26 protein-coding genes are annotated in these 25,607 nt (G+C 66.1%); 19 read left to right on the forward strand and 7 right to left on the reverse strand.

Annotation, left to right across the window (positions count from 1 at the left end; genetic code table 11):
* Positions 1-50: 50 nt before the first annotated feature.
* From ACFOW6_RS12775 to ACFOW6_RS12810, 8 genes are all read left to right on the forward strand, one after another.
* Positions 51-1,157: an S-(hydroxymethyl)glutathione dehydrogenase/class III alcohol dehydrogenase gene (locus ACFOW6_RS12775; RefSeq protein WP_382422768.1), complete on the forward strand. Its 1,107-nt coding sequence runs from the start codon at positions 51-53 to the stop codon at positions 1,155-1,157.
* 85 nt (positions 1,158-1,242) lie between these two features.
* Complete coding sequence (gene fghA, locus ACFOW6_RS12780) at positions 1,243-2,082, forward strand: S-formylglutathione hydrolase (protein ID WP_382422769.1); 840 nt, start codon at positions 1,243-1,245, stop codon at positions 2,080-2,082.
* Between the two features lie 101 nt (positions 2,083-2,183).
* Positions 2,184-3,770: a glucan biosynthesis protein gene (locus ACFOW6_RS12785; RefSeq protein ID WP_382422770.1), complete on the forward strand. Its 1,587-nt coding sequence runs from the start codon at positions 2,184-2,186 to the stop codon at positions 3,768-3,770.
* On the forward strand, positions 3,767-4,741 hold the full coding sequence (locus tag ACFOW6_RS12790; RefSeq protein ID WP_382422771.1) for an NAD(P)/FAD-dependent oxidoreductase: 975 nt from the start codon (positions 3,767-3,769) through the stop codon (positions 4,739-4,741). The genes ACFOW6_RS12785 and ACFOW6_RS12790 overlap by 4 nt, the downstream gene beginning before the upstream one ends.
* A gap of 141 nt (positions 4,742-4,882) precedes the next feature.
* Positions 4,883-5,203 (forward strand): BufA1 family periplasmic bufferin-type metallophore, encoded by a 321-nt coding sequence (locus tag ACFOW6_RS12795; RefSeq protein ID WP_382422772.1) that lies wholly within the window; start codon positions 4,883-4,885, stop codon positions 5,201-5,203.
* A gap of 24 nt (positions 5,204-5,227) precedes the next feature.
* Positions 5,228-6,112: an MNIO family bufferin maturase gene (gene bufB / locus ACFOW6_RS12800; RefSeq protein ID WP_382422773.1), complete on the forward strand. Its 885-nt coding sequence runs from the start codon at positions 5,228-5,230 to the stop codon at positions 6,110-6,112.
* Entirely contained in the window at positions 6,102-6,842 is a 741-nt protein-coding gene (locus tag ACFOW6_RS12805) for an HvfC/BufC family peptide modification chaperone (RefSeq protein WP_382422774.1), read from the forward strand. Before bufB ends, ACFOW6_RS12805 begins: the two co-directional genes overlap by 11 nt.
* A 25-nt stretch (positions 6,843-6,867) precedes the next feature.
* Positions 6,868-7,389 (forward strand): DoxX family protein, encoded by a 522-nt coding sequence (locus ACFOW6_RS12810; RefSeq protein ID WP_382422775.1) that lies wholly within the window; start codon positions 6,868-6,870, stop codon positions 7,387-7,389.
* Here the strand turns inward: ACFOW6_RS12810 and ACFOW6_RS12815 are convergent.
* Positions 7,377-7,871, reverse strand: coding sequence for a PAS domain-containing protein (locus tag ACFOW6_RS12815; protein WP_382422776.1), 495 nt, complete (start codon positions 7,869-7,871; stop codon positions 7,377-7,379). The genes ACFOW6_RS12810 and ACFOW6_RS12815 overlap by 13 nt on opposite strands.
* A gap of 156 nt (positions 7,872-8,027) precedes the next feature.
* Between ACFOW6_RS12815 and msrA the strand changes: the two genes are divergently transcribed.
* Positions 8,028-8,678 (forward strand): peptide-methionine (S)-S-oxide reductase MsrA, encoded by a 651-nt coding sequence (gene msrA, locus ACFOW6_RS12820; protein WP_449267364.1) that lies wholly within the window; start codon positions 8,028-8,030, stop codon positions 8,676-8,678.
* A gap of 6 nt (positions 8,679-8,684) precedes the next feature.
* Here the strand turns inward: msrA and ACFOW6_RS12825 are convergent, their stop codons facing one another.
* From ACFOW6_RS12825 to ACFOW6_RS12840, 4 genes are read right to left on the reverse strand one after another with little or no spacing between them, the layout of a single operon-like run.
* Entirely contained in the window at positions 8,685-10,775 is a 2,091-nt protein-coding gene (locus ACFOW6_RS12825) for a hypothetical protein (protein WP_382422778.1), read from the reverse strand.
* Between the two features lie 2 nt (positions 10,776-10,777).
* Positions 10,778-13,528, reverse strand: coding sequence for a DUF4159 domain-containing protein (locus ACFOW6_RS12830; RefSeq protein WP_382422779.1), 2,751 nt, complete (start codon positions 13,526-13,528; stop codon positions 10,778-10,780).
* Positions 13,528-14,457, reverse strand: coding sequence for a DUF58 domain-containing protein (locus tag ACFOW6_RS12835; RefSeq protein WP_382422780.1), 930 nt, complete (start codon positions 14,455-14,457; stop codon positions 13,528-13,530). Before ACFOW6_RS12835 ends, ACFOW6_RS12830 begins: the two co-directional genes overlap by 1 nt.
* 12 nt (positions 14,458-14,469) lie before the next feature.
* Positions 14,470-15,480: an AAA family ATPase gene (locus tag ACFOW6_RS12840; RefSeq protein ID WP_382422781.1), complete on the reverse strand. Its 1,011-nt coding sequence runs from the start codon at positions 15,478-15,480 to the stop codon at positions 14,470-14,472.
* A gap of 34 nt (positions 15,481-15,514) precedes the next feature.
* Here ACFOW6_RS12840 and ACFOW6_RS12845 point away from each other — a divergent pair, with 34 nt between their 5' ends.
* From ACFOW6_RS12845 to ACFOW6_RS12875, 7 genes are all read left to right on the forward strand, one after another.
* Entirely contained in the window at positions 15,515-16,114 is a 600-nt protein-coding gene (locus tag ACFOW6_RS12845; protein WP_382422782.1) for a DUF1285 domain-containing protein, read from the forward strand.
* Positions 16,057-16,776: a CoA pyrophosphatase gene (locus tag ACFOW6_RS12850; protein WP_382422783.1), complete on the forward strand. Its 720-nt coding sequence runs from the start codon at positions 16,057-16,059 to the stop codon at positions 16,774-16,776. Before ACFOW6_RS12845 ends, ACFOW6_RS12850 begins: the two co-directional genes overlap by 58 nt.
* Positions 16,777-16,830: 54 nt before the next feature.
* Complete coding sequence (locus tag ACFOW6_RS12855) at positions 16,831-18,072, forward strand: CCA tRNA nucleotidyltransferase (RefSeq protein WP_382422784.1); 1,242 nt, start codon at positions 16,831-16,833, stop codon at positions 18,070-18,072.
* A gap of 46 nt (positions 18,073-18,118) precedes the next feature.
* Complete coding sequence (locus ACFOW6_RS12860; RefSeq protein ID WP_382422785.1) at positions 18,119-18,490, forward strand: winged helix-turn-helix domain-containing protein; 372 nt, start codon at positions 18,119-18,121, stop codon at positions 18,488-18,490.
* A gap of 65 nt (positions 18,491-18,555) precedes the next feature.
* The gene (gene modA, locus ACFOW6_RS12865) at positions 18,556-19,365 is read left to right on the forward strand and encodes a molybdate ABC transporter substrate-binding protein (RefSeq protein WP_382422786.1); all 810 of its coding nucleotides are present in this window, start codon (positions 18,556-18,558) and stop codon (positions 19,363-19,365) included.
* Between the two features lie 43 nt (positions 19,366-19,408).
* Positions 19,409-20,077 carry a molybdate ABC transporter permease subunit gene (gene modB / locus ACFOW6_RS12870; protein WP_382422787.1) on the forward strand — a complete coding sequence of 223 codons (669 nt, stop codon included), beginning with the start codon at positions 19,409-19,411 and terminating at the stop codon, positions 20,075-20,077.
* Positions 20,074-21,216 (forward strand): ABC transporter ATP-binding protein, encoded by a 1,143-nt coding sequence (locus ACFOW6_RS12875; RefSeq protein WP_382422788.1) that lies wholly within the window; start codon positions 20,074-20,076, stop codon positions 21,214-21,216. Before modB ends, ACFOW6_RS12875 begins: the two co-directional genes overlap by 4 nt.
* 9 nt (positions 21,217-21,225) lie before the next feature.
* Here the strand turns inward: ACFOW6_RS12875 and hemF are convergent, their stop codons facing one another.
* Together hemF and ACFOW6_RS12885 are read right to left on the reverse strand one after the other, a co-directional pair.
* On the reverse strand, positions 21,226-22,119 hold the full coding sequence (gene hemF / locus ACFOW6_RS12880; protein ID WP_382422789.1) for an oxygen-dependent coproporphyrinogen oxidase: 894 nt from the start codon (positions 22,117-22,119) through the stop codon (positions 21,226-21,228).
* Positions 22,119-22,583: a tRNA (cytidine(34)-2'-O)-methyltransferase gene (locus ACFOW6_RS12885; RefSeq protein ID WP_382422790.1), complete on the reverse strand. Its 465-nt coding sequence runs from the start codon at positions 22,581-22,583 to the stop codon at positions 22,119-22,121. The genes hemF and ACFOW6_RS12885 overlap by 1 nt, the downstream gene beginning before the upstream one ends.
* A gap of 306 nt (positions 22,584-22,889) precedes the next feature.
* Between ACFOW6_RS12885 and petA the strand changes: the two genes are divergently transcribed.
* The 3 genes from petA to ACFOW6_RS12900 are packed head-to-tail and all read left to right on the forward strand — an operon-like array spanning position 22,890 to position 25,528.
* The gene (petA, locus tag ACFOW6_RS12890; protein ID WP_382422791.1) at positions 22,890-23,453 is read left to right on the forward strand and encodes a ubiquinol-cytochrome c reductase iron-sulfur subunit; all 564 of its coding nucleotides are present in this window, start codon (positions 22,890-22,892) and stop codon (positions 23,451-23,453) included.
* A gap of 15 nt (positions 23,454-23,468) precedes the next feature.
* Positions 23,469-24,767 (forward strand): cytochrome b, encoded by a 1,299-nt coding sequence (locus ACFOW6_RS12895; RefSeq protein WP_382422792.1) that lies wholly within the window; start codon positions 23,469-23,471, stop codon positions 24,765-24,767.
* Positions 24,767-25,528: a cytochrome c1 gene (locus ACFOW6_RS12900; protein ID WP_382422793.1), complete on the forward strand. Its 762-nt coding sequence runs from the start codon at positions 24,767-24,769 to the stop codon at positions 25,526-25,528. Before ACFOW6_RS12895 ends, ACFOW6_RS12900 begins: the two co-directional genes overlap by 1 nt.
* Positions 25,529-25,607 lie beyond the last annotated feature (79 nt).

The following is a 25,607-nucleotide window of genomic DNA, read 5'->3' on the forward strand; positions in this document are numbered from 1 at the left end:
GTTTCTCACAGCTTATTTTCGAATCGCCTGGCAGAAGGAAGAGAGGAAGCATGAAGACAAGAGCCGCTGTCGCGTTCGAGGCCGGAAAGCCGCTGGAAGTCACCGAAGTTGATCTGGAGGGGCCGCGCGCAGAGGAAGTGCTGGTGGAGGTCAAGGCGACCGGCGTCTGCCATACCGACGCCTTCACGCTGTCCGGTTCCGATCCGGAGGGACTGTTTCCCTCGGTCCTGGGGCACGAAGGCGCCGGCGTCGTGGTCGAAACGGGGCCGGACGTGAAGCACCTGAAGCCGGGCGATCACGTGATTCCGCTCTATACGCCGGAATGCCGGGAGTGCAAGCTCTGCCTCAATCCCAAGACCAATCTCTGCCAGAAAATCCGTGGCACCCAGGGCCAGGGCCTGATGCCCGACGGCACCAGCCGTTTCTCTCTGGATGGCAAGCCGCTTCACCACTACATGGGCTGCTCCACCTTCTCCAACTACACCGTTCTGCCTGAGATCTCGCTGGCGAAGATCCGCGAGGACGCGCCCTTCGACAAGGTCTGCTACATCGGCTGCGGCGTCACCACGGGCATCGGGGCCGTGGTCTTCACGGCGAAGATGGAGGCCGGCGCCACAGTGGCCGTCTTCGGCCTGGGCGGCATCGGCCTCAACGTCATCCAGGGCGCGCGCATGGTGGGCGCCGAGCGCATCATCGGCGTGGATATCAATCCCGAGAAGAAAGCGTTGGCCGAGAAGTTCGGCATGACCGACTTCGTCAATCCCAAAGAGGTCGACAACGTCACCCAGACCATCGTCGAGATGACGGACGGCGGCGTCGACTACAGCTTCGAGTGCATCGGCAACGTCTCGGTGATGCGCCAGGCGCTGGAATGCGCGCACAAGGGCTGGGGCCAGAGCATCATCATCGGCGTGGCCGGCGCCGGGGAGGAGATCTCCACGCGTCCCTTCCAGCTGGTTACCGGCCGCAGCTGGCGGGGCAGCGCCTTCGGCGGCGCCCGCGGCCGCAGCGATGTGCCGCGCATCGTCGACTGGTACATGGACGGCAAGATCAACATCGACGATCTGATCACCCACACCATGCCGCTGGACAAGATCAACGACGCCTTCGATCTGATGCACGAGGGCAAGTCGATCCGCAGCGTCATCACCTACTGACCCGGGATCGCACGGGCGCAGATGCCCGGCGGGCCGTTCGCGCAGGACGGCCCGCCGATCCAGCAGCTTATCGGGAGTTTTGCTCATGACCGTGGAAACCCGCGCCAGCAGCCGCTGTTTCGGCGGAGAGGTGCATTACTGCAGCCATCACGCCAGGGCAACGGGGACGGAGATGCGCTTTTCGATCTACCTGCCGCCGGGAGACGGACCCTTTCCGGTCCTGGTGTGGCTGTCGGGCCTGACCTGTACGGAAGAGAATTTCACCACCAAGGCCGGCGCCTATCGCAAGGCGGCCGAACTGGGCCTGATGGTGGTGGCCCCGGACACCAGTCCGCGGGGCGAGGACGTGGCCGATGCGGACAGCTATGATCTGGGTCAGGGCGCCGGCTTCTACGTGGACGCCACCGAAGAGCCCTGGGCCCCGCACTTCCGGATGTACAGCTATGTCACACGGGACCTGCCGGCCGTGCTCAAGAGCGACTTCCCGGCCCGTCAGGGCCCCATGGGCCTGTCGGGCCACTCCATGGGCGGTCATGGCGCCCTGACCCTGGCGTTGCATCATCCCGAGCTCTTTGCCTCGGTGTCGGCCTTCGCGCCGATCGTCTCGCCGACCCGATGCCCTTGGGGCGAGAAGGCGCTGAGCGCCTATCTGGGTGCGGAATCGAAAACCTGGGAGAAGCATGATGCCTCACTGTTGATGGCATCCGGAACAGCTGCGGGACATTTCGATGACATTCTCGTGGACCAGGGCACGGCCGACGGCTTCCTTGAGGAGCAGTTGCGTCCGGAGCTGCTGGAAGAGGCCGCCCGCCAGGGCGGGCAGAAGCTGACCCTGCGCCGACAGGACGGCTATGATCACTCCTATTTCTTCATCACCAGCTTTATCGAGGAGCACCTGGCCTTCCACGCCGAGCGACTTCGCTGAGCCGGTTCAGCCGGTGATTGAAACCGCCGCGATAGGCACAAGATAAGCCATTGCGATGCTGCCCCAGTATGCTGCATGTCCAACAGTTGAAAGGCTTGCCCATGGCTTCTCTGACCCGCCGTCGCCTTATGCAGTCCGCCGCCGCCACGGCGCTCCTGGCGTCGCTCGTGACCCCGGGGCATCCGCTTCGGGCCGCGTCCGGACTGGAGTTCGGACCCGAGGAGGATTTCAGTTTCGATACGCTGATCGAACGCGCCCGCCAGCGCGCGCAGGACGAGTACGAGCCTCCCTATCGCCCGGCGCCGGATGTGGTTCAGGAGATCGACTATGATGCGCACGGAGCGATCCACTTCGACAAGGACATAGCGCTCTACGGCGAGGGGCCAGGCGTCTATCCTGTCAGCCTGTTCCACCTGGGGCGCTTCTTCCCCAAGCGTGTGCGCATTCATGCCTTGCAGGACGGGAAGGCGCGGGAAATCCTCTACAATCCCGACTACTTCGACATGCCGGAGAACAGCCCCGCCCGGCAGATGCCGGACGACAGCGGCTTTGCCGGCTTCCGGCTACACGAGGCGCGCCAGCGCGACGACTGGAAGACCCAGGACTGGGTTGCCTTCCTGGGGGCGTCCTATTTCCGGGCCATCGGCGAACTTGGTCAGTATGGGCTTTCCGCGCGCGGCATAGCCGTGAACACGGCCACTGGCGGGCCGGAAGAATTTCCCGACTTCACCGAATTCTACATCGCTTCGGCCCCCAACCGGGAGGAAGCCGTGCGGGTCTATGCCCTGCTGGAGGGGCCCAGCCTGACCGGAGCTTTCCGGTTCGAGATCCGGCGCACAGACGGCGTACTTATGGAGGTCGACAGCCACCTGTTCACCCGACGTGCTATCGAACGCTTCGGGATCGCGCCATTGACCTCCATGTTCTGGTACGGCGAATACAATCGCCCGAAAATGGTGGACTGGCGTCCGGAGGTACACGACTCCGACGGGCTGGCGCTGTGGACCGGCAACAACGAACGGATATGGCGTCCGCTCAACAATCCGCCGCGGACGGTGGTTTCCAGCTTCATGGACCGCGATCCGCGCGGTTTCGGGCTGCTGCAGCGCGACCGCGACCCGGAGAACTACCTGGACGGCGTGAACTATCATCGTCGTCCCTCGCTGTGGGTGGAGCCGCTGGACGACTGGGGCGCCGGCAGCGTGCAGCTGGTGGAGCTGACCACTGATGACGAGATCCACGACAATATCGTTGCCTTCTGGGTTCCGGAAGAGCCAGTGGAAGCCGGCGCCGCCTACCATTTCCGCTATCGCCTGCACTGGCTGGCCGAAGAGCCCTATCCGAACGAGGAGCTGGCCCAGGTGGCCGCCACCCGCATCGGCCGGGGTGGCGAAGCGGGAACGCAGCGTCCCGAGGGCGTTTGGAAATTCGTCGTGGAATTCGAGGGCAAGGTCCTGAGAGGACGCGACGCGGACACGGCGCCCGAGATGGAGGTCTCCGCATCGCGCGGGGATATCTCCAATCGCTCCACGGAACAGGTGCCCGACAGCAATCGCTGGCGTGCCATTTTCGACCTGGATGCCGGAGGCGAGGAACCGGTGGAGTTGCGGCTCTTCCTGAAGGACAGTGACAATGGCCCCCTGAGTGAGACCTGGCTCTATCAGTTCCACCTGCCGGAGTCCGCATGAACAGCAACAGCGGCAGGCAGTTGCGCCTGGCGGTGATCGGCGCCGGCATCGCAGGGCTCGCCTGTGCCCGCGAGGTGCAGCAGGCCGGCGGTTCGGTCGTGGTCTTCGAGAAGAGCCGCGGCAGTGGCGGCCGCCTGGCGACACGCTATCGCGGCGACCTGCGTTTCGATCACGGAGCCCAGTATGTCACGGCCCGCAGCCCGGGCTTCCGCGAGGTGATCGAAACCGCACAGGCGGCACAGGCGGCGGCCGTCTGGCAACCGCGCGGTATTGAACTGACCGAGACCTGGTATGTAGGCCGGCCGGGCATGACGGACCTGGTTACCCCACTGGCAGAAGGAGTGAGTCTCCATCTGGAAAGCCAGGTGCAGTCCATCAGGACACGGGACGGTCTCTGGTGTCTCCAGGATACGGAAAACCGGGAACTGGGACGGTTCCACCAGGTGGTGGCGGCCATGCCGGCCCGCCAGGCGCGCGAGCTGTTGCTGCCACACAGCAGGCTGTTCGATGCTGCAGCGGACTGCACACTCGCTCCCTGCATGACGGCCATGGTCGCCTTCGACCAGGCCATCCTCCCGGGACAGGATCTTCTGCGCGAGCGCGAGGCACCGGTGAGCTGGGCTGCGCGCAACAGCTCCAAGCCGGATCGGCCCGAGGCCCCCGACAGCTGGGTTCTCCAGGCTCACCCGCAGTGGAGCGCCGGTTTCCTGGAAGCAAGCCCCGAAGCGCGCGGGGAGGCCCTGCTGACAGAATGGCAGAACCAACTGGGCCGGTCCTCCCTGCCCCGGCCGTGCCATCTGGAAAGTCACAGCTGGCTCTATGCGCGAGTGGACACGCCCCTGGCCGCGCCCTTCCTTTTGGACGCCGACAAGGGGCTGGCCGCCTGCGGCGACTGGTGCCTGGGGGCCCGCGTCGAGGCGGCCTGGGACAGCGGCCGTCAATTGGGGCACATGCTGGCCGCCTTCGCCTGACAGTCGACGCCTGGGGCGCGGAGTTCCTCTCACAGGCCGCTCACGCTCATGTGAAGCGACTTGATTTCCCTTCATCTCGACCAGGACCTAGCTTGCCGAGTAGCGCAAATCCTTGCGCCACAGGAACAAGGGAGAATTCAGATGAGCATGAGCAAATCCGTAACCGCTCTTTCCGCTGCTGCCGCACTCGCCGGTGTCATGGCCCTGGGTGGCCAGGCCGGGGTGGCGCCGGCCCAGGCCCAGAGCGATGACCAGGTGAAATGCTATGGCATCGCCAAGGCTGGGGAGAACGACTGCGCCAATGCGGCAGGAACGCATTCCTGCGCCGGCCAGTCCACCGAGGACTATTCCGGCCTGGATTGGAAGGCTGCCGAAAGCGAGGAAGCCTGCGAGGAAATGGGCGGACAACTCGAGGCATTCGAAGGCAGTAACGAAGAGAACGTCAAGATGGAAGAGTCCTGACGCCAGAGGGTCGGGAGATCTGGCATGACAGTCCTATCAGCCGCTCCCGCCCCGGCCGACCGCTGGCCCCTTCCCGCTGCGGCGGGAGTGGGCCTGCGGCACGGCCATGTGCCGGACTTCCTGGCGGAAAGTCAGCCGGTCTCCTGGCTGGAGGTGCATTCCGAAAACTACCTCGTGCCGGGTGGGCCGCGGCTGGCCCAACTCGAGGCCATTGCCGCTGACTATCCGCTGAGCTTCCACGGCGTCGGCCTGTCGCTGGGCTCGGCCGAGGGGCTGGATGAATCGCACTTGGCCCGTCTGCGCCGGAGTTATGATCGCTTCGCCCCGGTCCAGGTTTCCGAGCACATCGCCTGGAGCGTCGTGGATGGGGTCTACCTGAACGACCTGCTGCCCCTGCCCTACAGCGAGGAAGCGCTGGAGGTGGTCTGCCGGAACGTGGATCGTGCCCAGGAAGCCTTTGGACGTCGGATCCTCGTGGAGAATCCCTCAACCTACCTGGCCCTTGCCGAGAGCGTCATTCCGGAAAATGCTTTCCTGGCCGAGGTGGTGCGCCGCACGGATTGCGGCCTGCTGCTGGACGTGAACAATCTCTATGTCTCGGCCGTCAATCACGAACGGGATCTATCCAACTGTTTCGAAGGCCTGCCGCTGGACGCCGTCGGCGAGGTTCACCTGGCCGGCCACGCGCGACGGACGGACGCCCACGGAACCCTGCTGGTCGACGATCACGGAAGCCAGGTTTGCCCAGAGGTCTGGGAGCTGTACGAGAGACTCCTCGAGCTCTCCGGGCCCCGGCCGACGCTGATCGAATGGGATACGGCGCTGCCGCCGCTGCCCGTCCTGCTGGATGAGGCCAAAGGTGCCGACCGACGGCTCGCCGCGAAAGGAGCGGCCAGCCATGCTGCATGACTTGCAAAGACAGATGGCGCAGGCCGTGCTGCAAGGCACCTGCGAACGGCCCCTGGAGGTCGCGGGCGTCGATCCGGCCGCGCGCCTGTCGGTCCATCGCGTGACGGTGCAGGACTCGCTGCGTCAGACCCTGGCCGCCGCCTATCCCTGCCTGGAGAGCGTGCTGGGTGAGCGGAACTTCGGTGTGCTCGCCCGGGCCTTTATCCAGGCTCATCCGCCCCGCCAGGCCGTGTTGGCCGCCTATGGCGCGGAACTGGCGGCCTATCTCGAGAGCTATCGACATACAGCCGACAAACCCGCGCTGGCCGATCTGGCGCGACTGGAATGGGCCTGCCTGCAGACGGCCTTCGCGACGGATGCGGAGGTCCTCGACCTGCCGGCCCTGCAGGCCCTGGCACCCGAGGATCTTCTGCAGTCAGGCCTGCCGCTGCATCCGGCGACACGGCTGCTGCGCCTGGGCCACGACGTGGATCGCTACAAGTCCGGGGACGTGTCCTGGACCGGAGTTGCAGCCGGGGAGCGCCATCTGGCCGTCCTGCGCAAGGACAGCGAGGTGGCGGTCTGTACGCTGAACCAAGGCGAAGCCGCCCTGTTCTCGGCTCTGGCCGACGGGCTGGACCTGGAGACAGCGACACAGGCGGCCCACACACGACAGCCGGAGTTCGACCTGCAGTCCTTCCTCGTGAAATTCCTGCCGCTGGGTGCCTTCACCTTCCCGGCCGGCTCATGAACGAAAGCAAAAGGAGAAGGGAATCATGGACAGTTCACTGGAGCGCGGAACGATGCCGGGCAGTGCCCTCCTGAACAGATGGGCGCCGCTCTGGCACAGGGTGACGGGGCAGCTGGAGTTCCTGGGCATGCCGCTATTGCTGCTCGGGGCGCGCATCTGGATCGGCCTGATCTTCTTCAATGCCGGCTGGGCGCGCATCACCAACTGGGGCAGCCAGAGCTTCCTGTTCGACCAGATCCATCCCGTCCCCGGCCTGCCGCCCGCGCTGGCCGCGCCTCTGACGACCGCCGGCGAGTTGGGCCTGTCGGTGCTGTTCATGGCAGGCCTTGCGGGACGGATATCGGCTGTAGGGTTGCTGATCATGACCTGTGTGATCCAGTTCGTCGTCGGCCAGACGCCGCAGGGGCTGGAGAACAACATCGCCAACCCGGTCCATTACTTCTGGATGTTCCTGCTGCTGCTGGTCGTGGTGCGGGGGCCGGGACCGCTGTCCCTGGACGGTGTATTGTCGCGTCTTGTCTTCCGCTCCGGAGATCAGACCAGATAGGCGGCGATCAGAAGATGCTTGACCTCGAGACCTGGCCGGGGACCTGAAGGGCCGAGGGGCAGGATAAGCTTGGCCAGCTGGCAGCGGGTCTCTCTTGTTGTGCAAGGCTGACAGACCATCTCCGGCTGCGCCTTGCGGCAGGCGGACCGGTAGCCGGCCTCGCTGCGCCGGCGCAGGTTATCCGGCAGGTCGCCGCTGGCCTTCCCGGTCAGGTCGCGGCCGAACCAGCCGGCCAATGCCGTACCGTAGACGCGATAACGGAAGTCGTAATCTTCCTCTACACGCTGCACGTCGGCCAGGATCAGGTGCCCCAGCCAGGGCTCCAGCTCCAGCACGTCGATGTCCGCCCAGGCGGGCAAGGGATGTCCGGCCCGTTTGTCCTGCCAGAGCTCGTGAAGCCGCCGGAGCGCGTCGTGCGGGAAGGTAGTCCGGGGCGGCACAAATCCGGAGGCTGTGCCCCTATCGGCCATGGATTGAAGCATGTTCAAATGCGCCTCCTGCGGCTATCCAAGAGGATCGGGATTCGGGGGATCTTTCTTCCGAAACGCCGGAAGCCGATGAAATCCCCGTAGCCAGAGCCTATATTCCAGGGACTTCCCAATGGATGGCTGTGAGATGAAGGTTTCTCCATGTTTTTCATGAAACGCACCGCAGAAATGCCTACGCCCGGCAGTGAGCTGCCTGGCCGCGACGCGCCGCTTTTCGAGCCCGGCAATCACTTCGTGAATGGCCGGCCCCTGGCGCCGCCCTATCCGGAGGGACTGGAAACGGCCGTCTTCGGCATGGGCTGCTTCTGGGGCGTCGAGCGCCTGTTCTGGCAGATTCCCGGCGTCTACGTGACTGCCGTCGGCTATGCCGGCGGTGCCACGCCCAATCCCACCTACGAGGAGGTCTGCTCCGGCGGCACCGGCCATACCGAGGCGGTCCGCGTGGTATACGACCCCAATCAGGTCAGCTACCGCGACCTCCTGAAGGTCTTCTGGGAAGAGCATGACCCCACGCAGGGCCTGCGCCAGGGCAACGACGTGGGCAGCCAGTACCGTAGCGCGATCTACGTCACCAGCGAGGAGCAGCGCCAAGAGGCCGAAGCCTCGGCCAAGGTCTATCAGGAGGCGCTCAGCGCCCGCGGCTTCGGGCCCATCACCACGGAAATCCGCGAAGCCGGGCCGTTCTACTTCGCCGAGGACTATCACCAACAGTACCTGGCGAAGAATCCCAACGGCTACTGCGGCGTGGACGGCACCGGTGTCAGCTGTCCGCTGCCCACGGGGGTCGCAGCCGAGAGTTGAGAGGCGTTAGCGTCCCTCGCGGTACCAGGCGGCGACGAGCCCGCCCAGGATCAGCAGCAGGAGCAGCAAGCCGGGCAGCAGCGGCGTGCGCTCGACGCCGGTGACGCGGTAGCTGTCGCGCTCCACCACGCCGGCCCAGCCGGAGCCGTGCCGGTCGCGCCCCATGGCGACTTTGCGCAAGCTCGGCACCTCTGCTTCGTGCAGGGCCGTCAGTCCACCGCCGCTGTCTTCGCGCAGCGGGGTCAGGAGCTCTGCCGTGGCGCGCGGATCCTCGAATTCCTTCGCGTTGATCGCGCCCAGCGCCGCCAGCGCCCGCAGGTCGCCCTGCTCGATCCGGTAGAGCCCTTGTTGCTCGATGGCGATTTCGGCCTCGAAGCGTCCGGGATCGGTGGCCTCCAGGGGGACCGAGCGTGTGCTGCCGTCCGGGAAGGTAACTTCTACGGGCCCGGTTTCCTCGGCGAGCGAGCGGCGCGTGATCTGCAGGCGATCCTCACGCGTTTGGGCCAGCAGATCCTCTTCCTCCAGATCGGGCTCCTTCATCAGCCAGTGGGCGATGCGGCGCACCAGTTCGCGTTGCGGGCCCCCACCGTCGTAGCCGCGGCCCCAGAGCCAGATCTGGTCGCTGGCCAGCTGCGCGACACGCCCTTCGCCCTGGCGCGAGAGCAGCAGCAGGGGACTGTCGCGCGTTCCTGACATCAGGACATCTGCCCCGTTCGGCTCGGTTTCGATCAATCGGAACCATTCGCCCCATCTCGGCTGATCCGAATCGTCCCGAGGAGCCTGTTGCGACAAGCGACCGGTCACGGGATGGCGTTCGCCGGTTTCGGTCAGCTGCGGATGGTAGGGCTCCTCGAACACCTCGCCGGTGGGCGCGGCGGGCAGGACCCGGCGCAGGCCCGTGCGCCAGAGCGAAAGGGGCGAGGCGTAGTCCGGCCCGGAGACATCCAGCAGAGCCCCGCCGTTTTCCACATAGTCGGTTATGTTGTTGTAGTAGGCCGTGGGCAGTACGCCGCGGCGTTGGTAGCGGTCGAAGACGATAAGGTCGAACTCCGGCAGCTTGACCTCGAAGAGCTCGCGCGTGGGAAAGGCGATGAGGGAGAGCTCGTCGATGGGGGTTCCGTCCTGTTTTTCCGGCGGCCTCAGGATGGTGAAGTGCACCAGGTCGACGGAGGGATCGGACTTCAGAATATTGCGCCAGGCCCGGCCGCCGGGATGCGGCTCGCCGGAGACCAGCAGCACACGCAGCCGATCGCGCACGCCGTTGACGGTGGTGGCCACGCGATTGTTGAGCTCGGTCAGCTCCTCCTCCGCCGCGGCGACCTCCAGCTCGAGCACCGAGGCGCCCCGGCGCTCCAGCGTGAAGGGAACCTCGTGCGTCTCCCCCACAGGCACCTCCATTCGTTCCACCGTCTCGCCATTCAGGGAGAGTGTGACCTCGGCGCGCCCGTTGCCCTGGACGCCGCCCAGGTCATCCACGCGGAAGCGCAGGCGCTCCGCCTGATCCACCAGGGCAAAGCTCGGGATCTCCTCGACGGTGATGCGGCGATCGCGCTCCTCGTCTTTGCCGGTCATGATGTGATGGACCGGGGCGTCGATGCCCAGGTTCTCCAGGCGCTCGGGCGCATCGTGGACGCGGCCGTCGCTGATCAGGAAGACGGCGGAGACACGCTCGCGCCCGATATCCGACAGGCTGGTGGAAATATCCCCGAACAGCCGTGTGCCCGAAGCACTGCCAGCACCCCCCTGTCCCCGGCTTTCGAGACGCCGGACCTGGGTGTTCTCCAGTCGCTCCAGGTGGTCGTCCAGTTGTGCCAGCGCCTGATCCGTCTGGGCGGAGCGGGGGTCGATGCGCGTCTGGCTGGGACTGCGGTCAGTGACCACCAGGGCAACATCCTCGCGCGTCTCGCGCTGTTCCCGGACCGCCGCGGGGTTGGCGAGCGCCAGCAGAAGCGTGGCCAGGACCAGGGCGCGCAGGGCCAGTCCAGAGGCGCGCGCCAGAAGGCCGAAAGCCAGCAGGACCAGGGAGAGCACGGCCGCACCGGCCAGCAGCCAGAGCGGAACAAGGGGGCTGAACGTCAGCGAGAGCGATCCCAGCATGGTTATTGCCCCAGCCGTTCCAGGATGTAGGGCACATGCACCTGGTCGGCCTTGTAGTTGCCGGTCAGGGCATACATCACGAGATTGACGCCGAAGCGATAGGCCATCTCGCGCTGCCGTTCGCCGCCGGGCACCACTGCGGCGAGCGGCGTGCCGGTTTCGTCCACGGCCCAGGCCGAGGCCCAGTCGTGACTGCCGACGATCACGGTGGACACCCCGTCGTTACGGGTTTCCTCGGTGTCCTCCACCCACAGGGTTTCCCCCTCGTAGCGGCCGGGAAACTCCTGCAGCAGGTAGAACGCCCGGGTCAGGACGTGATCGGAGGGTACGGGAATGAGGCGGGGAATCTCGATACCCCTCAACAGTTCCTGCAGCCGGTTGTTCCCATCCAGCCGGCTGGTGCGACCTTCGCCCAGATCCAGCAGCAGGGTGCCGCCGCGATCAAGGTAGTCCTGCAACGCGCGCCGCGCCGCGCGGTCTGGCGTGGGCTGCTGCTCGGTGATCGGCCAGTAGAGCAGCGGAAAGAAGGCCAGCTCATCCTCGCCTGGTCGAACGCCCATTGGGGGTCCCGGTTCGATGGTGGTTCGGCGGGTCAGAATGCGGCCGAGGCCGGTGAGCCCTGCACGACTGCGTTCATCGACCTGGGGATTGCCGGTTTGCACGAAAGCCAGCGTCGTTTCCAGGCTGGCCTGCATGGCGCGGCTTTCCGCGCGGTCAGGCTGGCCGCTTTGGGCCCGCGCTGCGTCTGTCAGGGCCAGGCTCGCCACAAGAGCGAACGACAGCACGGCCGTGCCGCGCCGGAGGGCAGGCCTGGCAGGCAGCAGGCCGCGCATTCCCAGGGAGATCAGCAGATCCAGCAGGGCCAGGCCCAGGGCCGCGGCCAGCAGCCAGGGCAGGAGCGGGCGTTCCTGGCCGCTGTCATAGGAACGCTGCTCCCCGTAGTCGCCGAGCGGCGGCATGACGGCGGCTGAGGTCAGCGCGGGCGCGAGATTGAGTGCCTGGCGTGCCATCTCGCTGCCGTAATAGCCGGGGGGCTGACGGGGGCCGATCTCCGCGTTCTCCCGCTCCTGCGGCAGCGGGCGAATCTCGGGGGCGGGATCCTGCAGGGCACCGAAGCCGTCCAGGACTCGCCAGGGGGAAAGCGGCCCCTCCCCCTGCCCGCCCACGCCGGCTGAGGTGGCCACGAGCCGGCGCAGGATCTCCACGTAGAGGCCGGACAGCGGCAGGTTGCTCCAGTCCGGCCCGGCGGAGGTGTGCACGAGCACCAGCCAGCCATTGCCGCGCTGCTCTGCCGTGATCAAGGGCGTGCCGTCCTGCAGACGGGCCCAGGTCTTTTCGCTCAGGTCCAGGTTCGGGCGCGCCAGAACCTGGCTGGAGATCGTCACCTCCTCGGGCACCTCCAGGCCTTCCAGCGGAGTGTCCTCGGGAAAGCTGTCCAGCGGGATCGGCTGGTCCCAGGTCAGGGTGCCGCCCAAGGTCCGTCCGCCCCGTCGCAGCTCGACGGGCAGCAGCTGGCGGGACTCGGTCTCCGCCAGGCGTGGCCCGGCGAACCGCAGCAGCAGGCCGCCCTCTTCGATCCAGCCGTCCAGCCGGCGCGCTTCCTCGTCGCTCAGATTGCGGTCCGGCAGCGCGATCATGGCCTGGGGCGTTTCCAGGAGTTGTTCCAGCGTGCCCTGCGTGACTTCGGTGAAAGGGCTGAGCGCTCGGGAGAGATAATAACTGTCGCTGAGCAGCGGCTGGCGGCGTTCAGTCTCCGCGGGAGTGAGGAGTCCCACGGGCCGCCGACGCCAGCGTTCGTCGCTGAGCGCCACGCTGTTGGCGCCCGCCTCGCCGTCCAGGCTGAGGCGTTCGATCCTGTTGCGCAGCGCCAGCGGCAGGTCGAGCTCCACGCGCGTTTCCCGGCTGTCTGCCGGGAAATCCACGGGGACGCGGTCCAGAACCTGGCCCTGCGTGTCGTGGGCCAAGAGGGTGAGCGTTTCTTCGTAGCCTGCGACCAGGCGCTGTACGGCAATCTGCAGGCGTCGGCCGTCGTCGTGCGGCGGCTGCAGCAGGTGTGGCAGGCTTTCGCGTTCCGGTCGATAGACGGTGAGCTCGCCCAGCCGATCGAGTGTCTCGCCCAGGTGTTCCGCCTTCGCGCTGTCGGCTTCCTCGGAGAGAACACCGTCGCTCAGCCAGAAGGGCACGACGGCCACATCCCGGGGGAAGTCCTCGAGCTGGGCGGCAAGGGCGTCGTGCCGGGCCGGCCAGGGACGCGGTTCGATCACCCCCAGTCTCTGCCGGGCCGTTTCCACATCCAGCGGTTCCAGGGCATTGGCCGTGGTGCCGGGGGCGGTCGCCTCGGGATCGGCTGTGGTTGCCAGGTAGACGCTGCGGTTCTCGCGCTCGGCCCGTGTCAGCAGCTGCTGGGCCGTGGCGCGGGTTTCCTGCCAGTTGCGGGCGGCCGACCAGCCGTTGTCGAGCACGATCAGGTAGGCACCGTCATTGCGGGCGGCGGGCTGGGGATTCAGGAGCGGTTGCGAGAGTGCCAGGATGACCAGGGTGGCCAGCAGGAACCGCAGGGCAAGAAGCCACCAGGGGGTGCGGGCCGGAGTCTGCTCCGCAGGCTTCAGGCCCAGCAGCAGGCCGATCGCCGGGAAGGTCTGGTGTCTTGGCGCCGGCGGGGTGACGCGCATCAGCCACCAGAAGAACGGCAGGGCCAGAAGGGCCAGCAGCAGCCAGGGGCTGGCAAAGGCGATGACGCCGTAGGTCAGCATCAGCGGCTCCCCATGCGCGGGCCATTGGCGAGCAGTTGGTGGAGTTGGAGCAACTGCCCCTCCGCCGGGTGCTCGGTGACATGAAGCGTATAGCTCCAGCCCAGGGCCCGAGCCGCCTCCGCCAGACGGCCCCGCCGAATCTCCAGGGTTTGCAGGTAATCCTCGCGCAGGCTTTCGCTGCGGTTGACCAGCCAGGAAGGTTCGCCCTCCAGGCCGCGGAACCGCACGCGACCCTGATAGGGGAAGGCCAGTTCCGCCGGATCGAGGACCTGTACCAGGTGGCCCTGGACCCCGTTCTCGGCATAGCGGCGCAGACGGTCATAGACCTCGTCGTCTGCATTCAGGAAATCGCCAAGGAGCACCAGGCGGGCATGGCGCGGAACCCGGGGATCATGTGGCAGGTCGGCTATCGGCGTTCCGCCGGCCGTATTGTGGCGGGCCTCCAGCTCCAGACAGAGACGTGCGAGAGCTGACCGGCCGGTGGCCGGAGGCCTGGGCGAGTCCAGCAGGGCCACACGCTCGCCGGCCTTCAGGAGAAGACAGGCGAGCGCCATGGCGAGCAGCTCGGCCCGCTGTTTCTTCGTGGGCAGGCGACGTGCCTGCGAACTCCAGTCCATGGAGCCCGAAGGATCGGACCAGAGCCAGAGCGACTGGGCCGCTTCCCATTCCTGTTCGCGTACGTAGAGGCGGTCGCCCTTGGCGCTCTGGCGCCAGTCGATCTGCTGCAGGCGATCGCCGGTTTCGTAGGGCCGGAACTGCCAGAAGGCTTCACCCTGCCCCGTGCGCCGGCGTCCGTGCAGACCCTGGGCGACGGTCGCGGCAACCCGCTCGGCGGCAACCTGCAGTGCCGGCAGGGGGCCGGCCAGACGTTCAGCACCCTGCCGCAACGAGGCGACCGCAGATCCGGATCTTCCAGGCAGGGCGGCCATGGTCCTTTGTCCTCAGGCGTGCGGGGCGCAGAGCTGCTCGACGATGTCCTCCACGCCGATGCCTTCCGCACGGGCCGCGAAATTGAGCGCCATGCGGTGTCGCAGCACCGGCGCGGCCAGGTCCACCACATCATCGAGCGAAGGGGCCAGGCGGCCGTCCAGCAAGGCCCGCGCGCGCACCGCAAGCATCAGGGCCTGACTGGCACGCGGCCCCGGACCCCAGGCAACATGACGGCGCACGTCCTCCAGGCCGGTGCTCTCCGGCCGGCCCTCACGGACCAGGGAGAGAATCGCCTCGACCACCTTTTCCCCGACGGGAATCCGTCGGACCAGCCGCTGGGCTGCGATCAATTCCTCGGCGTCAAAGACTCGCGGAGCTTCCGCCTGCTCCGCACCCGTCGTGGCCAGCAGCATCTGCCGCTCGGACTCCAGGTCGGGATAGGCCACGTCGACCTCCATGAAGAAGCGGTCGAGCTGGGCTTCCGGCAGCGGATAGGTCCCCTCCTGCTCCAGGGGGTTCTGGGTGGCCAGGACGTGGAAGGGCTGCGGCAGGTCATAGGACTGCCCGCCGACCGTGACTCTCTGTTCCTGCATGGCCTGCAGCAGGGCCGACTGGGTGCGCGGGCTGGCCCGGTTGATTTCGTCGGCCATCAGGACCTGGGCGAAGATGGGACCGGGCACGAAACGGAAACTGCGGCTTCCGTCGGCCAGTTGGTCCAGCACCTCGGAGCCGACAATGTCGGCCGGCATCAGGTCGGGCGTGCACTGGATGCGGCGGTCGTCGAGGCCGAAAACACGGCCCAGGGTCTCGACCAGCCGGGTCTTGGCAAGGCCCGGCACGCCTACCAGCAGGACGTGGCCGCCGGCCAGCAGGGAAATAAGAGTTTGATCGATGACGGCCTGCTGCCCAAATATAACCTGACCGACGGCAGAACGCAGGCTCTGCAGACGTTCGCCCAGGGAGTCGATCTCGGCGGCGATCTGCTCGGCCTCGGCGTCGGTCTGGGAAGCGGTGTTTGTCATCACGGTTTCCGCAACTCCTGTTCTGGCGAATCTGATGGAGTGGTACAAGGCCATGACCTCGAACGAAAGCCCGGCAGCTTCAAGCATAGACGGACAGCAGGAGGCTGGCGAGTCACCTCAACCGACCGCGGAGGACTTTCCCTCCTGCGGCGATTTCGACATGCGCATCGCTCGCGACGGCACCTGGTTCTACCGGGGGACACCGATCGGGCGCATGCAACTGGTCAAACTCTTTTCCACCGTTTTGCGGCGAGAAGATGACGGGACCTATTGGCTGGTGACCCCCGTGGAGCGCGGGCGTATCGAAGTCGAGGATGCCCCCTTTATCGCCGAGGAAATCCAGGAGGAAGGGGAAGGACAGACGCGCGTCCTTAAGTTCCGCACCAACGTCGGCGACTGGGTGGAACTGGACAGCGAACACCCTCTGCGCGTCGAGCAGGACCCTGAAACCGGCGAACCGCGCCCCTATATAACGGTACGCAACAATCTGGAGGCGCGACTGGCCCGGTCCGTCTTCTATCATCTGGTCGAACTGGCCGTGCCCGGACACCACAATGGGGAGGAAATACTGGGGATATGGAGCAAGAACACCTTCTTTCCCCTGGAAAACGCAGGGCAGACAACCTCGACCTGAAGACCATCGCGCGGCATCTGCAGCATTGCGCTCCCTTGAGCGACAGAGGCGGGCACTCTGACGGCCATGCGCGTGCGCCGGGATCTTCGCAGGTCCGGCGCGGAGATGTCCGGCGCGGGGATCACGAGCTGAATCCCGAGCTGGATTTCTACGATCCTTCGCTGGAGTTGCGCGCGGCCTCCGTACTGGTGCCGCTGGTGGAACGACCCACGGGCCTGACCATCCTGCTGACACAGCGGGCGGACCACCTGACCAGCCACGCCGGCCAGATCTCCTTTCCCGGCGGCCGGCTGGAGATGCGCGACAATGGACCCCTGGCCTGCGCCCTGCGCGAGACCGAGGAGGAAATCGGCCTGCCGCGCAGCCAGATGCGGCCCCTGGGGCAGATGGAAACCTATATCACGCGCACGGGCTTCGAGATCACGCCCTTCGTCGGCGCCCTGGAGCCACCGCTGGAACTGAATCCCGATCCGGCCGAGGTGGTCGAGATCTTCGAGGTTCCTCTTTCCTTCATCCTGAACGAGCGGAACTGCCGCATGGAATGTCGCGAACTGCAGGGCCGCAACCAGTACTTCTATGTCTATCCCTACGGCGAACGCTATATCTGGGGTGCGACCGCCGGCATGCTGAGGAATTTCTGCGAGCTGCTGGCGCCGGCCTGACGATCCCTTTATCGTCCCGACGGCACTCGGCGCAAGGAGACATTCGGGGATTTCATGGGCGAGACAGAGGCCGCCGTACGGCGGATCACACCCCCACAATCTGGCGATCCGGCGGCCGCAGAGCACGTGATCGCGGCCCTGCAGGCCGGCGGCGCAGAGGTGCGCTATGTCGGGGGCTGCGTGCGTGATGCACTGCTCGGCCGGCCGCTGAGCGATATCGACCTGGCCACCCCCGTACCGCCCGAGCAAGTCATGGAGTTCCTGGAAGCCGCCCGACTGAAGGTCATACCCACCGGCCTCTCGCACGGCACGGTGATGGCCGTCTGCCAAGGACAGCCCTTCGAGATCACCACGCTGCGCGAGGACGTGGAGACCGACGGGCGGCGCGCGGTGGTTGCCTTCACCGACTGCTGGCGGGCCGATGCGGCGCGGCGCGATCTGACGATGAATGCCCTGTCCTGCGATCCGGAGGGATGGCTCTATGACTACTTCGGTGGACTGGAGGACCTTGAGGCCGGCCGGATCCGCTTCATCGGGAGTCCTGCCGAGCGCATTGCCGAGGATTACCTGCGACTGCTGCGCTTCTATCGCTTCCTGGCCCATTACGGACGCGGCCGCCCGGAGGAGCCGGCGCTGCGCGCCACGGCGGAGGCCGCGCCCCAGCTGGCCACGCTCTCGGGCGAGCGCATCCGGGTGGAGCTGCTGAAGCTGCTGGCGGCACCGGAGCCGGAAGAGACCCTTTCGCTGATGGCCGAGAAGGGCATCCTTCTTCACCTGTTGCCGGTTCCCCTGGCGGTAGAGCCCCTGGCCCGCTTGCGCGCGGTGTTGCCCGAGAGTTCGCCCTTGCTGAGGCTTGCTGCCATGCTGCCTGCCGCGCCCGAGGCCGCGCAGCAGACGGCCGATCGCCTGCGGCTGTCACGCGCCGAGACCCGGCAGCTGCGGGAGTTCTGCCGGCCCGAAGCCTTCAGCGAACTGCCACCGGCAGACTGGACCTTGCAGCGAGCGCTCCACGAGCGTGGACGTGACCTTGTGATTGCCCAGTTGGGCCTGGCGGCGGCCAGAACGGGAGGGACTCTGCCCAAGGAAACGCTGGCAACCGCGCGGAACTGGCAGGAGATTCCCTTGCCGATCGATGGCGCGGACCTGCTGGCCGAGGGCATGAAGCGCGGTCCCGAGCTGGGCGCGGCACTGCGGGAGCTGGAGGACTGGTGGCTGCAGCAGGACCGCAGGCCCGACCGCGAGGCGCTTCTGGCCCGCTTTCGCCAGCAGCGCCAGGATGCGAGAGACCGGCGATGAGGCTCGGTCCTTGCGCAACGGCCGGCTCCGGCCGAGGAGTGCCGGCATGAAGGCAGGGAACAAGACGACCGGCGCCCGGCTGCGCATCGTGCTGGAGCCCGATGTGGCCATAGGTCCCGGCAAGGCGGATATCCTGGAGGCCATCCGCGACACCGGCTCCATTGCCGCTGCTGGCCGCAGGATGGGCATGAGCTACAGGCGTGCCTGGCATCTGGTGGAAACCATGAACGCATGCTTCCAAAGGCCGCTGGTGGAGACGCACCGTGGCGGCAAGGCCAGAGGCGGGGCCAGCCTGAGCGCGACCGGCGAACGTGTCCTGGCCTGCTATCGACGCATGGAGTCGCTGACCAACGCGGCCATCTCGGAGGAAATGGAAACCCTGCGCGGCGAACTGATACAGCAGACAGGCGAGAAATAGCCTTTGACCCGGGAATGGCCTGCCCGATATGTTCACTCAGACATAACGAGAGGAGGCTCCAACTCATGGTTCGTGCATTCCGCGTCCGCGGCCTGCGGGACGGCCTCGCCTGGCTGGTGCTGGCTGTTGTCCTGGCGGTCGGCCCGGCGCGGAGTCAGGACCAGCCGGTCATTGCGGCGGCATCGAATCTGCAGTTCGCGCTCAACGAGATTGTGGAGGACTTTGCAGAGAAGACCGGCGAAAGGGTGCGCCTGTCCTTCGGATCCTCCGGCAATCTTGCGCGCCAGATCAGGCAGGGCGCGGGCTTCGCGATCTTCCTGTCGGCCGACGAGGACTATGCCCTGGAGCTGGTGCGCGACGGCCACGCCCGGGATGAGGGCGTGCTCTATGCGGTGGGCCGCCTGGCGCTGGTGGTTCCGAGAGGTTCCTCCCTTAAGGCCGACGGTCGTCTCGAGGACCTGGAGGCGGCCTTGGACGAAGGCCGGATCCGCCGCTTTGCCATCGCCAATCCGGAACATGCCCCCTATGGCCTGCGGGCCAAGGAGGCGCTCGAGCACAGGGGCCTGTGGGACGACATCGAATCGAAGCTGGTGCTCGGAGAGAACATCAGCCAGGCCGCCCAGTTTGCCGCATCCGGCAACGCGGAAGGCGGGCTTGTCGCCTATTCCCTGGCGGTCTCCCCCAAGCTGTCGCAGCGCAGTTCCCACGCTCTCGTCCCCGAGGACTGGCACAGCCCCTTGCGCCAGCGCATGATACTGCTGAAAGAGGCCGGCGCGACGGCTGAACGGTTCTATGCCTATTTCCAGCGCCAGGAGGCGCGCGCCGTCTTTCGGCGTCATGGTTTCCTGCTACCGGGAGAATCGCTGAGCCAATGAGCGACACTCGCACATACGCGGGGCGGAGAAGGAACTAGAACCCATGGACTGGACGGCGTTCGGGCTTTCCCTGCGGCTGGCGCTCTTCACGATCGTCTTCCTGCTGCCCATCGGCATCCTGCTGGGGCGCTGGCTGGCCTATCGTGAGTTCCGCGGCAAGGGGCTGGCCGAGGCCCTGGTTACGCTGCCCCTGGTGCTGCCGCCCACGGTTTTCGGCTATTACCTTCTCGTGGCCTTCGGTGCAGCCTCACCCCTCGGACAGCTCTGGCAGGCAGCCTTCGGTCAGCAGCTGGTCTTCACCTTCGAAGGCCTGTTGCTGGCCTCGATCATCTTCAACCTGCCCTTTGCCATCCAGCCCATGCAGCGCGGGTTCGAGGCCATACCGGCGGAGGTGCGCGAAGCGGCCGCCTGTTGCGGCCTGTCCCCCTGGAAGGCACTGCTGCGCGTGGAGCTGCCGCTGGCCTGGCCGGGAATCCTGACCGCCATGGTGCTGAGCTTCGCCCACACACTGGGGGAGTTCGGCATCGTCCTGATGGTGGGCGGCTCCATCCCCGGGGAAACCCGCACCATCGCCATCGCCATCTATGATCGGGTCCAGGCCTTCGACGATGCCGCCGCCGGCCAGATGTCCGCCCTGCTGCTGGCCATCTCGCTGGCGACCATAGCGCTGACCTTCGCTTTCTCCCGCCGTGTCGGGCGGCGTCTCGGATGACGGATGCCAAGGGCCTGACGGTGTCGCTGCGGCAGCAGGCGCCGATTCCCCTGGCGGCGGACTTCGCCTGCGCGGCCGGAGAAGTGCTGGCGCTGGTGGGACCTTCGGGCAGCGGCAAGTCGACCATCCTGCGCTCCATCGCCGGCACCTACCGCCCCCGCGCCGGGCAGGTGCGCGTGAATTCCGAAGACTGGCTGGAAACCGCGCGCGGTCTCTTCCGGCCTGCCCATCGTCGGGCCGTGGGCATGGTGTTCCAGAGCTATGCCCTCTTCCCGCACATGACAGCGCTCGGCAATGTCGTGACGGCCATGCCGAAGGCCGGCCGGAGGGAGCAGGAGCGGAGGGGACACGAGCTGCTCGAGATGGTCCATCTATCGGGCCTGGAGGCGCGCTATCCCGCGCAACTCTCCGGCGGACAGCAACAGCGCGTGGCCGTCGCCCGGGCGCTGGCGCGGCAGCCCAAGGCCCTGCTGCTCGACGAGCCCTTCTCGGCGGTGGACAAGGCCACGCGGCAACGGCTCTATCGCGAGATCGCCCAGCTGCGCCAGACCCTGGACATGCCCGTGGTGCTGGTGACCCACGACCTGGACGAAGCGCTTATGCTGGCCGACCGCCTGGTGGTGCTGCATCGCGGGCAGACGCTGCAGAGCGGTGCGCCCGAGGAGGTGACCACCCGACCGGTCTCGCCGGAAGTTGCCCGGCTCGTGGAACTGCGCAATCTCTTCGAGGGGCGGGTCCGGGAACTTGACGGGCGAAGCCGGCAAGGGGTGGTGAAGTGGGCTGGTTTGCCCCTGGAGGTTACGGTGCCGCAGGGCGTGGCTCCCGGCGATCCGGTTCACTGGGTCATCCCCGACGGGTTCGTCGTGCTGCATCGGCGCGACCGGCCCTCGCGCGGCGAGCACGAGAATCCGGTGCCGGGCGTGATCGGGGCCGCCTTCAAGGTGGGCCAGACGGCGCATCTCACCCTTTATCCGGATCATGCGCCGGACCTGCCGCTGCACTTCTCGGTGCCGCAGCACGTGGCCCAGCGCAATGGCATCGAGGCCGGAGTGCAGGCTTCGGTCTCGCTGCTGGCCAAGGGCATCCACCTGATGCCGTGGGCCAGCGCGGCCGAGACTGCAGAGGTATCGGCGGAGTGACGCGCGGGATCAGGGCCAGGCGGCCAGCGGCGGCAGGGACATCAGGATGGCTTCCACGTTGCCCCCGGTCTTGAGGCCGAACTGCGTGCCGCGGTCGTAGATCAGGTTGAACTCGGCGTAGCGGCCGCGCTTGAACAGCTGGTGCTGGCGCTGTTCCTCCGTCCAGGGCTTGTACATGTGGCGGCGGACCAACTGCGGGTAGATATCCAGGAAGGTCTCGCCGATGTCGCGTGTGAAGGCGAAGTCGGCCTCGTGGTCGCCACTTTCCAGGTAGTCGAAGAAGATGCCGCCCACCCCACGGGATTCGCCGCGATGCGGGATCATGAAATACTCGTCGGCCCACTCCTTGAAGCGCGGGTAGTAGTCCGGGTCGTGGCGATCGCACGCCGTCTTCAGGGCCTGGTGGAAGTCCGCGGTATCCGTTTCGTCAGGATAAATGGGATTGAGATCGGCGCCGCCGCCGAACCAGCTCTTTGTCGTCACGATGTGGCGGGTGTTCATGTGGACGGCGGGGACCAGCGGACTCTGCAGGTGCGCCACGAGGGAAATACCGCTGGCCCAGAAGCGCGGATCCTCCTCGGCGCCCGGGATCTGCTGGGCGAATTCCGGCCGGAACTTCCCGTGTACCGTGGAGACGTTCACGCCCACCTTCTCGAAGACGCGTCCGCGCATGAGCGACATGACCCCGCCACCGCCGGGCGCCCCGTCGTCATCCTGGCGGTCCCAGGCCTTGCGCTCGAAGCGTGCCGGGGGGATGTGGGCGAAGCGCTCAGCATTCTCGCCCTCGAGTTCGGCCTCCAGCGCCTCGAAGGCGGTGCAGATGCGATCGCGCAGTTCGGCGAACCAGCGACTGGCCGATTCCTTGCGTGCCTTGACTTCGGAGGTGTCCTGAAAAGCCGTCATCAATGCTGTCCTTCTGTGGAGGGGAAGCCGCCGGTCTGGCGCAGGGCTTCGCCCAGCACCATCGCACCGGCCACGGCGACGTTCAACGAACGCTGGTCCCGCGCCATGGGAATGACGAGCCGGGCCGCAGCGGCGGCATGCACCTCGTTCGGCACGCCGGCGGACTCCCGGCCCAGCAGCAGGGTGTCCGTCGGGCGAAAGGCGAAGTCGGTATAACCCGTGTCGCCGCTTGTGGTCAGCAGGATCAGCCGGCCTTCAACGGCATCCTGAAAACGGGTCCAGCCGTCGTGGCGCGTGACCAGGGTGCTGGCGATGTAATCCAGGCCGGCGCGCCGCAGGCGCCGATCGTCCCAGATGAATCCGCAAGGATCTATGATGTCCACACCAATGCCCATGCAGGCTGCAAGACGTAACAGTGTCCCCGTATTCTGAGGAATATCAGGTTGATAAAGTGCCAGGCGCATGGCAAGCCGTTCCCCCAGTACAGGAAAAGGGATGAAGGTGACAGGATCGCCCGCCAGCGCGGCAGGTCGGGACGACGCCGCAAATCCGTCGTCGTGGACTTTACTTTGGGGCGGAATTTCCTCTATATGCAGCCGGTCATGCAAGGTAACCAGAGTACCTGTGCGGCGATGCGCCGCAAGGACCGTGACAAATCGGGGGTATGGCGGGTTTATTTCGGTCCTCACCTTCGGTAGATATGACCGGGGTCGCCCCTGAGCGACTGCGGCCGGTCATCGAGCGGTAACGACGAGGGGATACGGAGAGATATGGCAGACAGTGCGAATGCCGGGCAAGGCGGAGCCGGGCACGGCGGTGACGGAACGTCGCGGCGCGACTTCCTCTTTCTGGCGGCAGGAGCCGTTGGTGCAGTCGGAGCGGCTTCGGCCATCTGGCCACTGATCGACTCATTGAATCCGGCAGCGGACATCCGCGCGCTGGCCACCAGCCGGGTGGATCTCAGTCCGATCAGCGAGGGTCAGGCCATAACGATCACCTGGCAGGGAAAGCCGGTCTTCATCCGCCACCGCACGTCCGAGGAAATCGAGCAGGCCAGAGAGGTGCCCCTGGATGACCTGATCGATCCCCAGCGCGATGCAGAACGTGTCATCGAGCCGCAGTGGCTAGTCATGGTCGGGATCTGCACGCATCTGGGCTGTATCCCGCTCGGCCAGAGCTCCAGTGATCCCAAGGGAGATTTCGGGGGATGGTTCTGTCCCTGTCACGGCTCGCACTACGATACCTCCGGACGAATCCGCAAGGGACCGGCACCGCGCAACCTGGAAGTGCCGACCTATGAATTCGCCGAAGACACCACGATCGTGATCGGCTAAGGGGACAAGCAGAGCATGAGCGGCTTCAACACGAACAACCGGGCGGTCAAGTGGTTCGACAACCGCCTGCCGATCTTCTCCTACGTCAACGAGCACCTCGTCGACTATCCGGCTCCGCGTAACCTGAACTACCTGTGGAACTTCGGCTCGCTGGCCGGCATTACGCTGGTGATCATGATCGCCACCGGCCTGCTGCTGGCGATGCAATACACGCCGCATGTGGACCATGCCTTCGATTCCGTCGAGCGCATCATGCGCGACGTGAACTTCGGCTGGCTGATCCGCTACATCCACATGAACGGCGCCTCGTTCTTCTTCATCGTGGTCTACCTGCACATGTTCCGGGGGCTCTACTACGGCTCCTACAAGGCGCCGCGCGAGGTGCTCTGGGGCCTGGGCGTCATCATCCTGCTGCTGATGATGGCCACCGCCTTCATGGGCTACGTGCTGCCCTGGGGCCAGATGAGCTATTGGGGCGCCACGGTGATAACCAACCTGTTCTCGGCCATACCGCTGGTGGGCGACAGCATCGTCAGCTGGCTGTGGGGCGGCTTCGCCGTCGACAATCCGACGCTGAACCGCTTCTTCGCCCTGCACTACCTGCTGCCCTTCGTGATCGTCGCCGTGGTCTTCCTACACCTCTGGGCCCTGCATCGCTTCGGCTCGAACAACCCGCTGGGTATCGAGGCCAAGGGTCCGCAGGACAAGATCCCGTTCCATCCCTACTACACGGTGAAGGATCTGGTCGGACTGGGCGTGTTCCTGATCCTCTTCGCGCTGTTCGTCTTCTATGCGCCGAACTACATGGGCCATCCCGACAACTACATCGAGGCCGATCCGCTGGTGACGCCTTCGCACATCGTGCCGGAATGGTACTTCCTGCCGTTCTACGCCATGCTGCGCGCGATCACCTTCGACATCTCCATTCCGTTCACCGGCATCACCCTGATCGACGCCAAGCTGGGTGGGGTGTTGACGATGTTCGGCTCGATCATCCTGTTGTTCTTCCTGCCCTGGCTGGACAGCTCGCCGGTGCGCAGTTCGCGGTTCCGTCCGCTGTACAAGAACTTTTTCTGGGTGCTGGTGGTGGCCTGCCTGGTGCTCGGCTATGTCGGGGCCCAGCCCCCGGAGGAGCCCTGGGTGACCATCGGTCAGATCGCAACGGCCTATTACTTCGCTCACTTCCTGATCATCCTGCCGCTGCTGGGCCGACTGGAGCGTCCCAAGCCGCTACCGGCCTCGATCAGCGATCCTGTCCTCAAATCAGGCGGGGCCGGGACCTCCGCCCAGGCCAAGCCGATGGAGAAAGCCTGATGAAAAAGCTCGCTCTTTCCATAACGGCCGCCGTGGGCCTGCTGTTCTCCGCCAGTACGGCGAGTGCCGCCGAAGGGGTCGCGATTCCCGAGCAGGACTGGTCCTTCTCCGGTTTCTTCGGCACCTATGATCGCGAGGCGCTGCAGCGCGGTTTCCAGGTCTATGAACAGGTCTGCTCGTCCTGTCACAGCCTGCGCCTGGTGGCCTTCCGAAACCTGTCCGAGCTGGGCTACAACGATGCCGAGATCCGGGCCATTGCCGCGGACTATACCGTGGAAGACGGTCCGAACGATGAAGGCAACATGTACGAGCGCGACGCCGAGGCCTCGGACAAGTTCCCGCCGCCCTTCCCCAACGAGGAGGCCGCACGTGCGGCCAACGGAGGAGCCTATCCGCCGGATCTGTCGCTGATGGCCAAGGCCCGTGCCGGCGGTCCGGACTATCTCTATGCACTGCTGACCGGCTACGAGGAAGCGCCGGAGGATGTCGAGATGATGCAGGGGATGTATTACAACGAATACTTCCCGGGCCATCAGATCGCCATGGCGCCGCCGCTGAGCGAGGGCATCGTCGAGTATGCCGACGGCACCGAGGCGACGGTCAGCCAGATGTCGGCCGACGTCAGCGAGTTCCTGATGTGGACGGCGGAGCCCAAGCTGGAGGACCGCAAGCAGATGGGGATCAAGGTGATCCTGTTCCTGCTGGTCTTCACGGGGCTGATCTATGCCGCCAAGCGCAAGCTGTGGGCCAACCTGCACTAGGTCATTGGGCCGGAGTTGCAGAACATGGCGAAGGGCCGCTCAAGAGCGGCCCTTTCGTCTTTTTGCCCTTGCCCGTTCC

Origin of the sequence: Fodinicurvata halophila (genome assembly GCF_042651425.1) — a bacterium.
Lineage (GTDB): Bacteria > Pseudomonadota > Alphaproteobacteria > Kiloniellales > DSM-21159 > Fodinicurvata > Fodinicurvata halophila.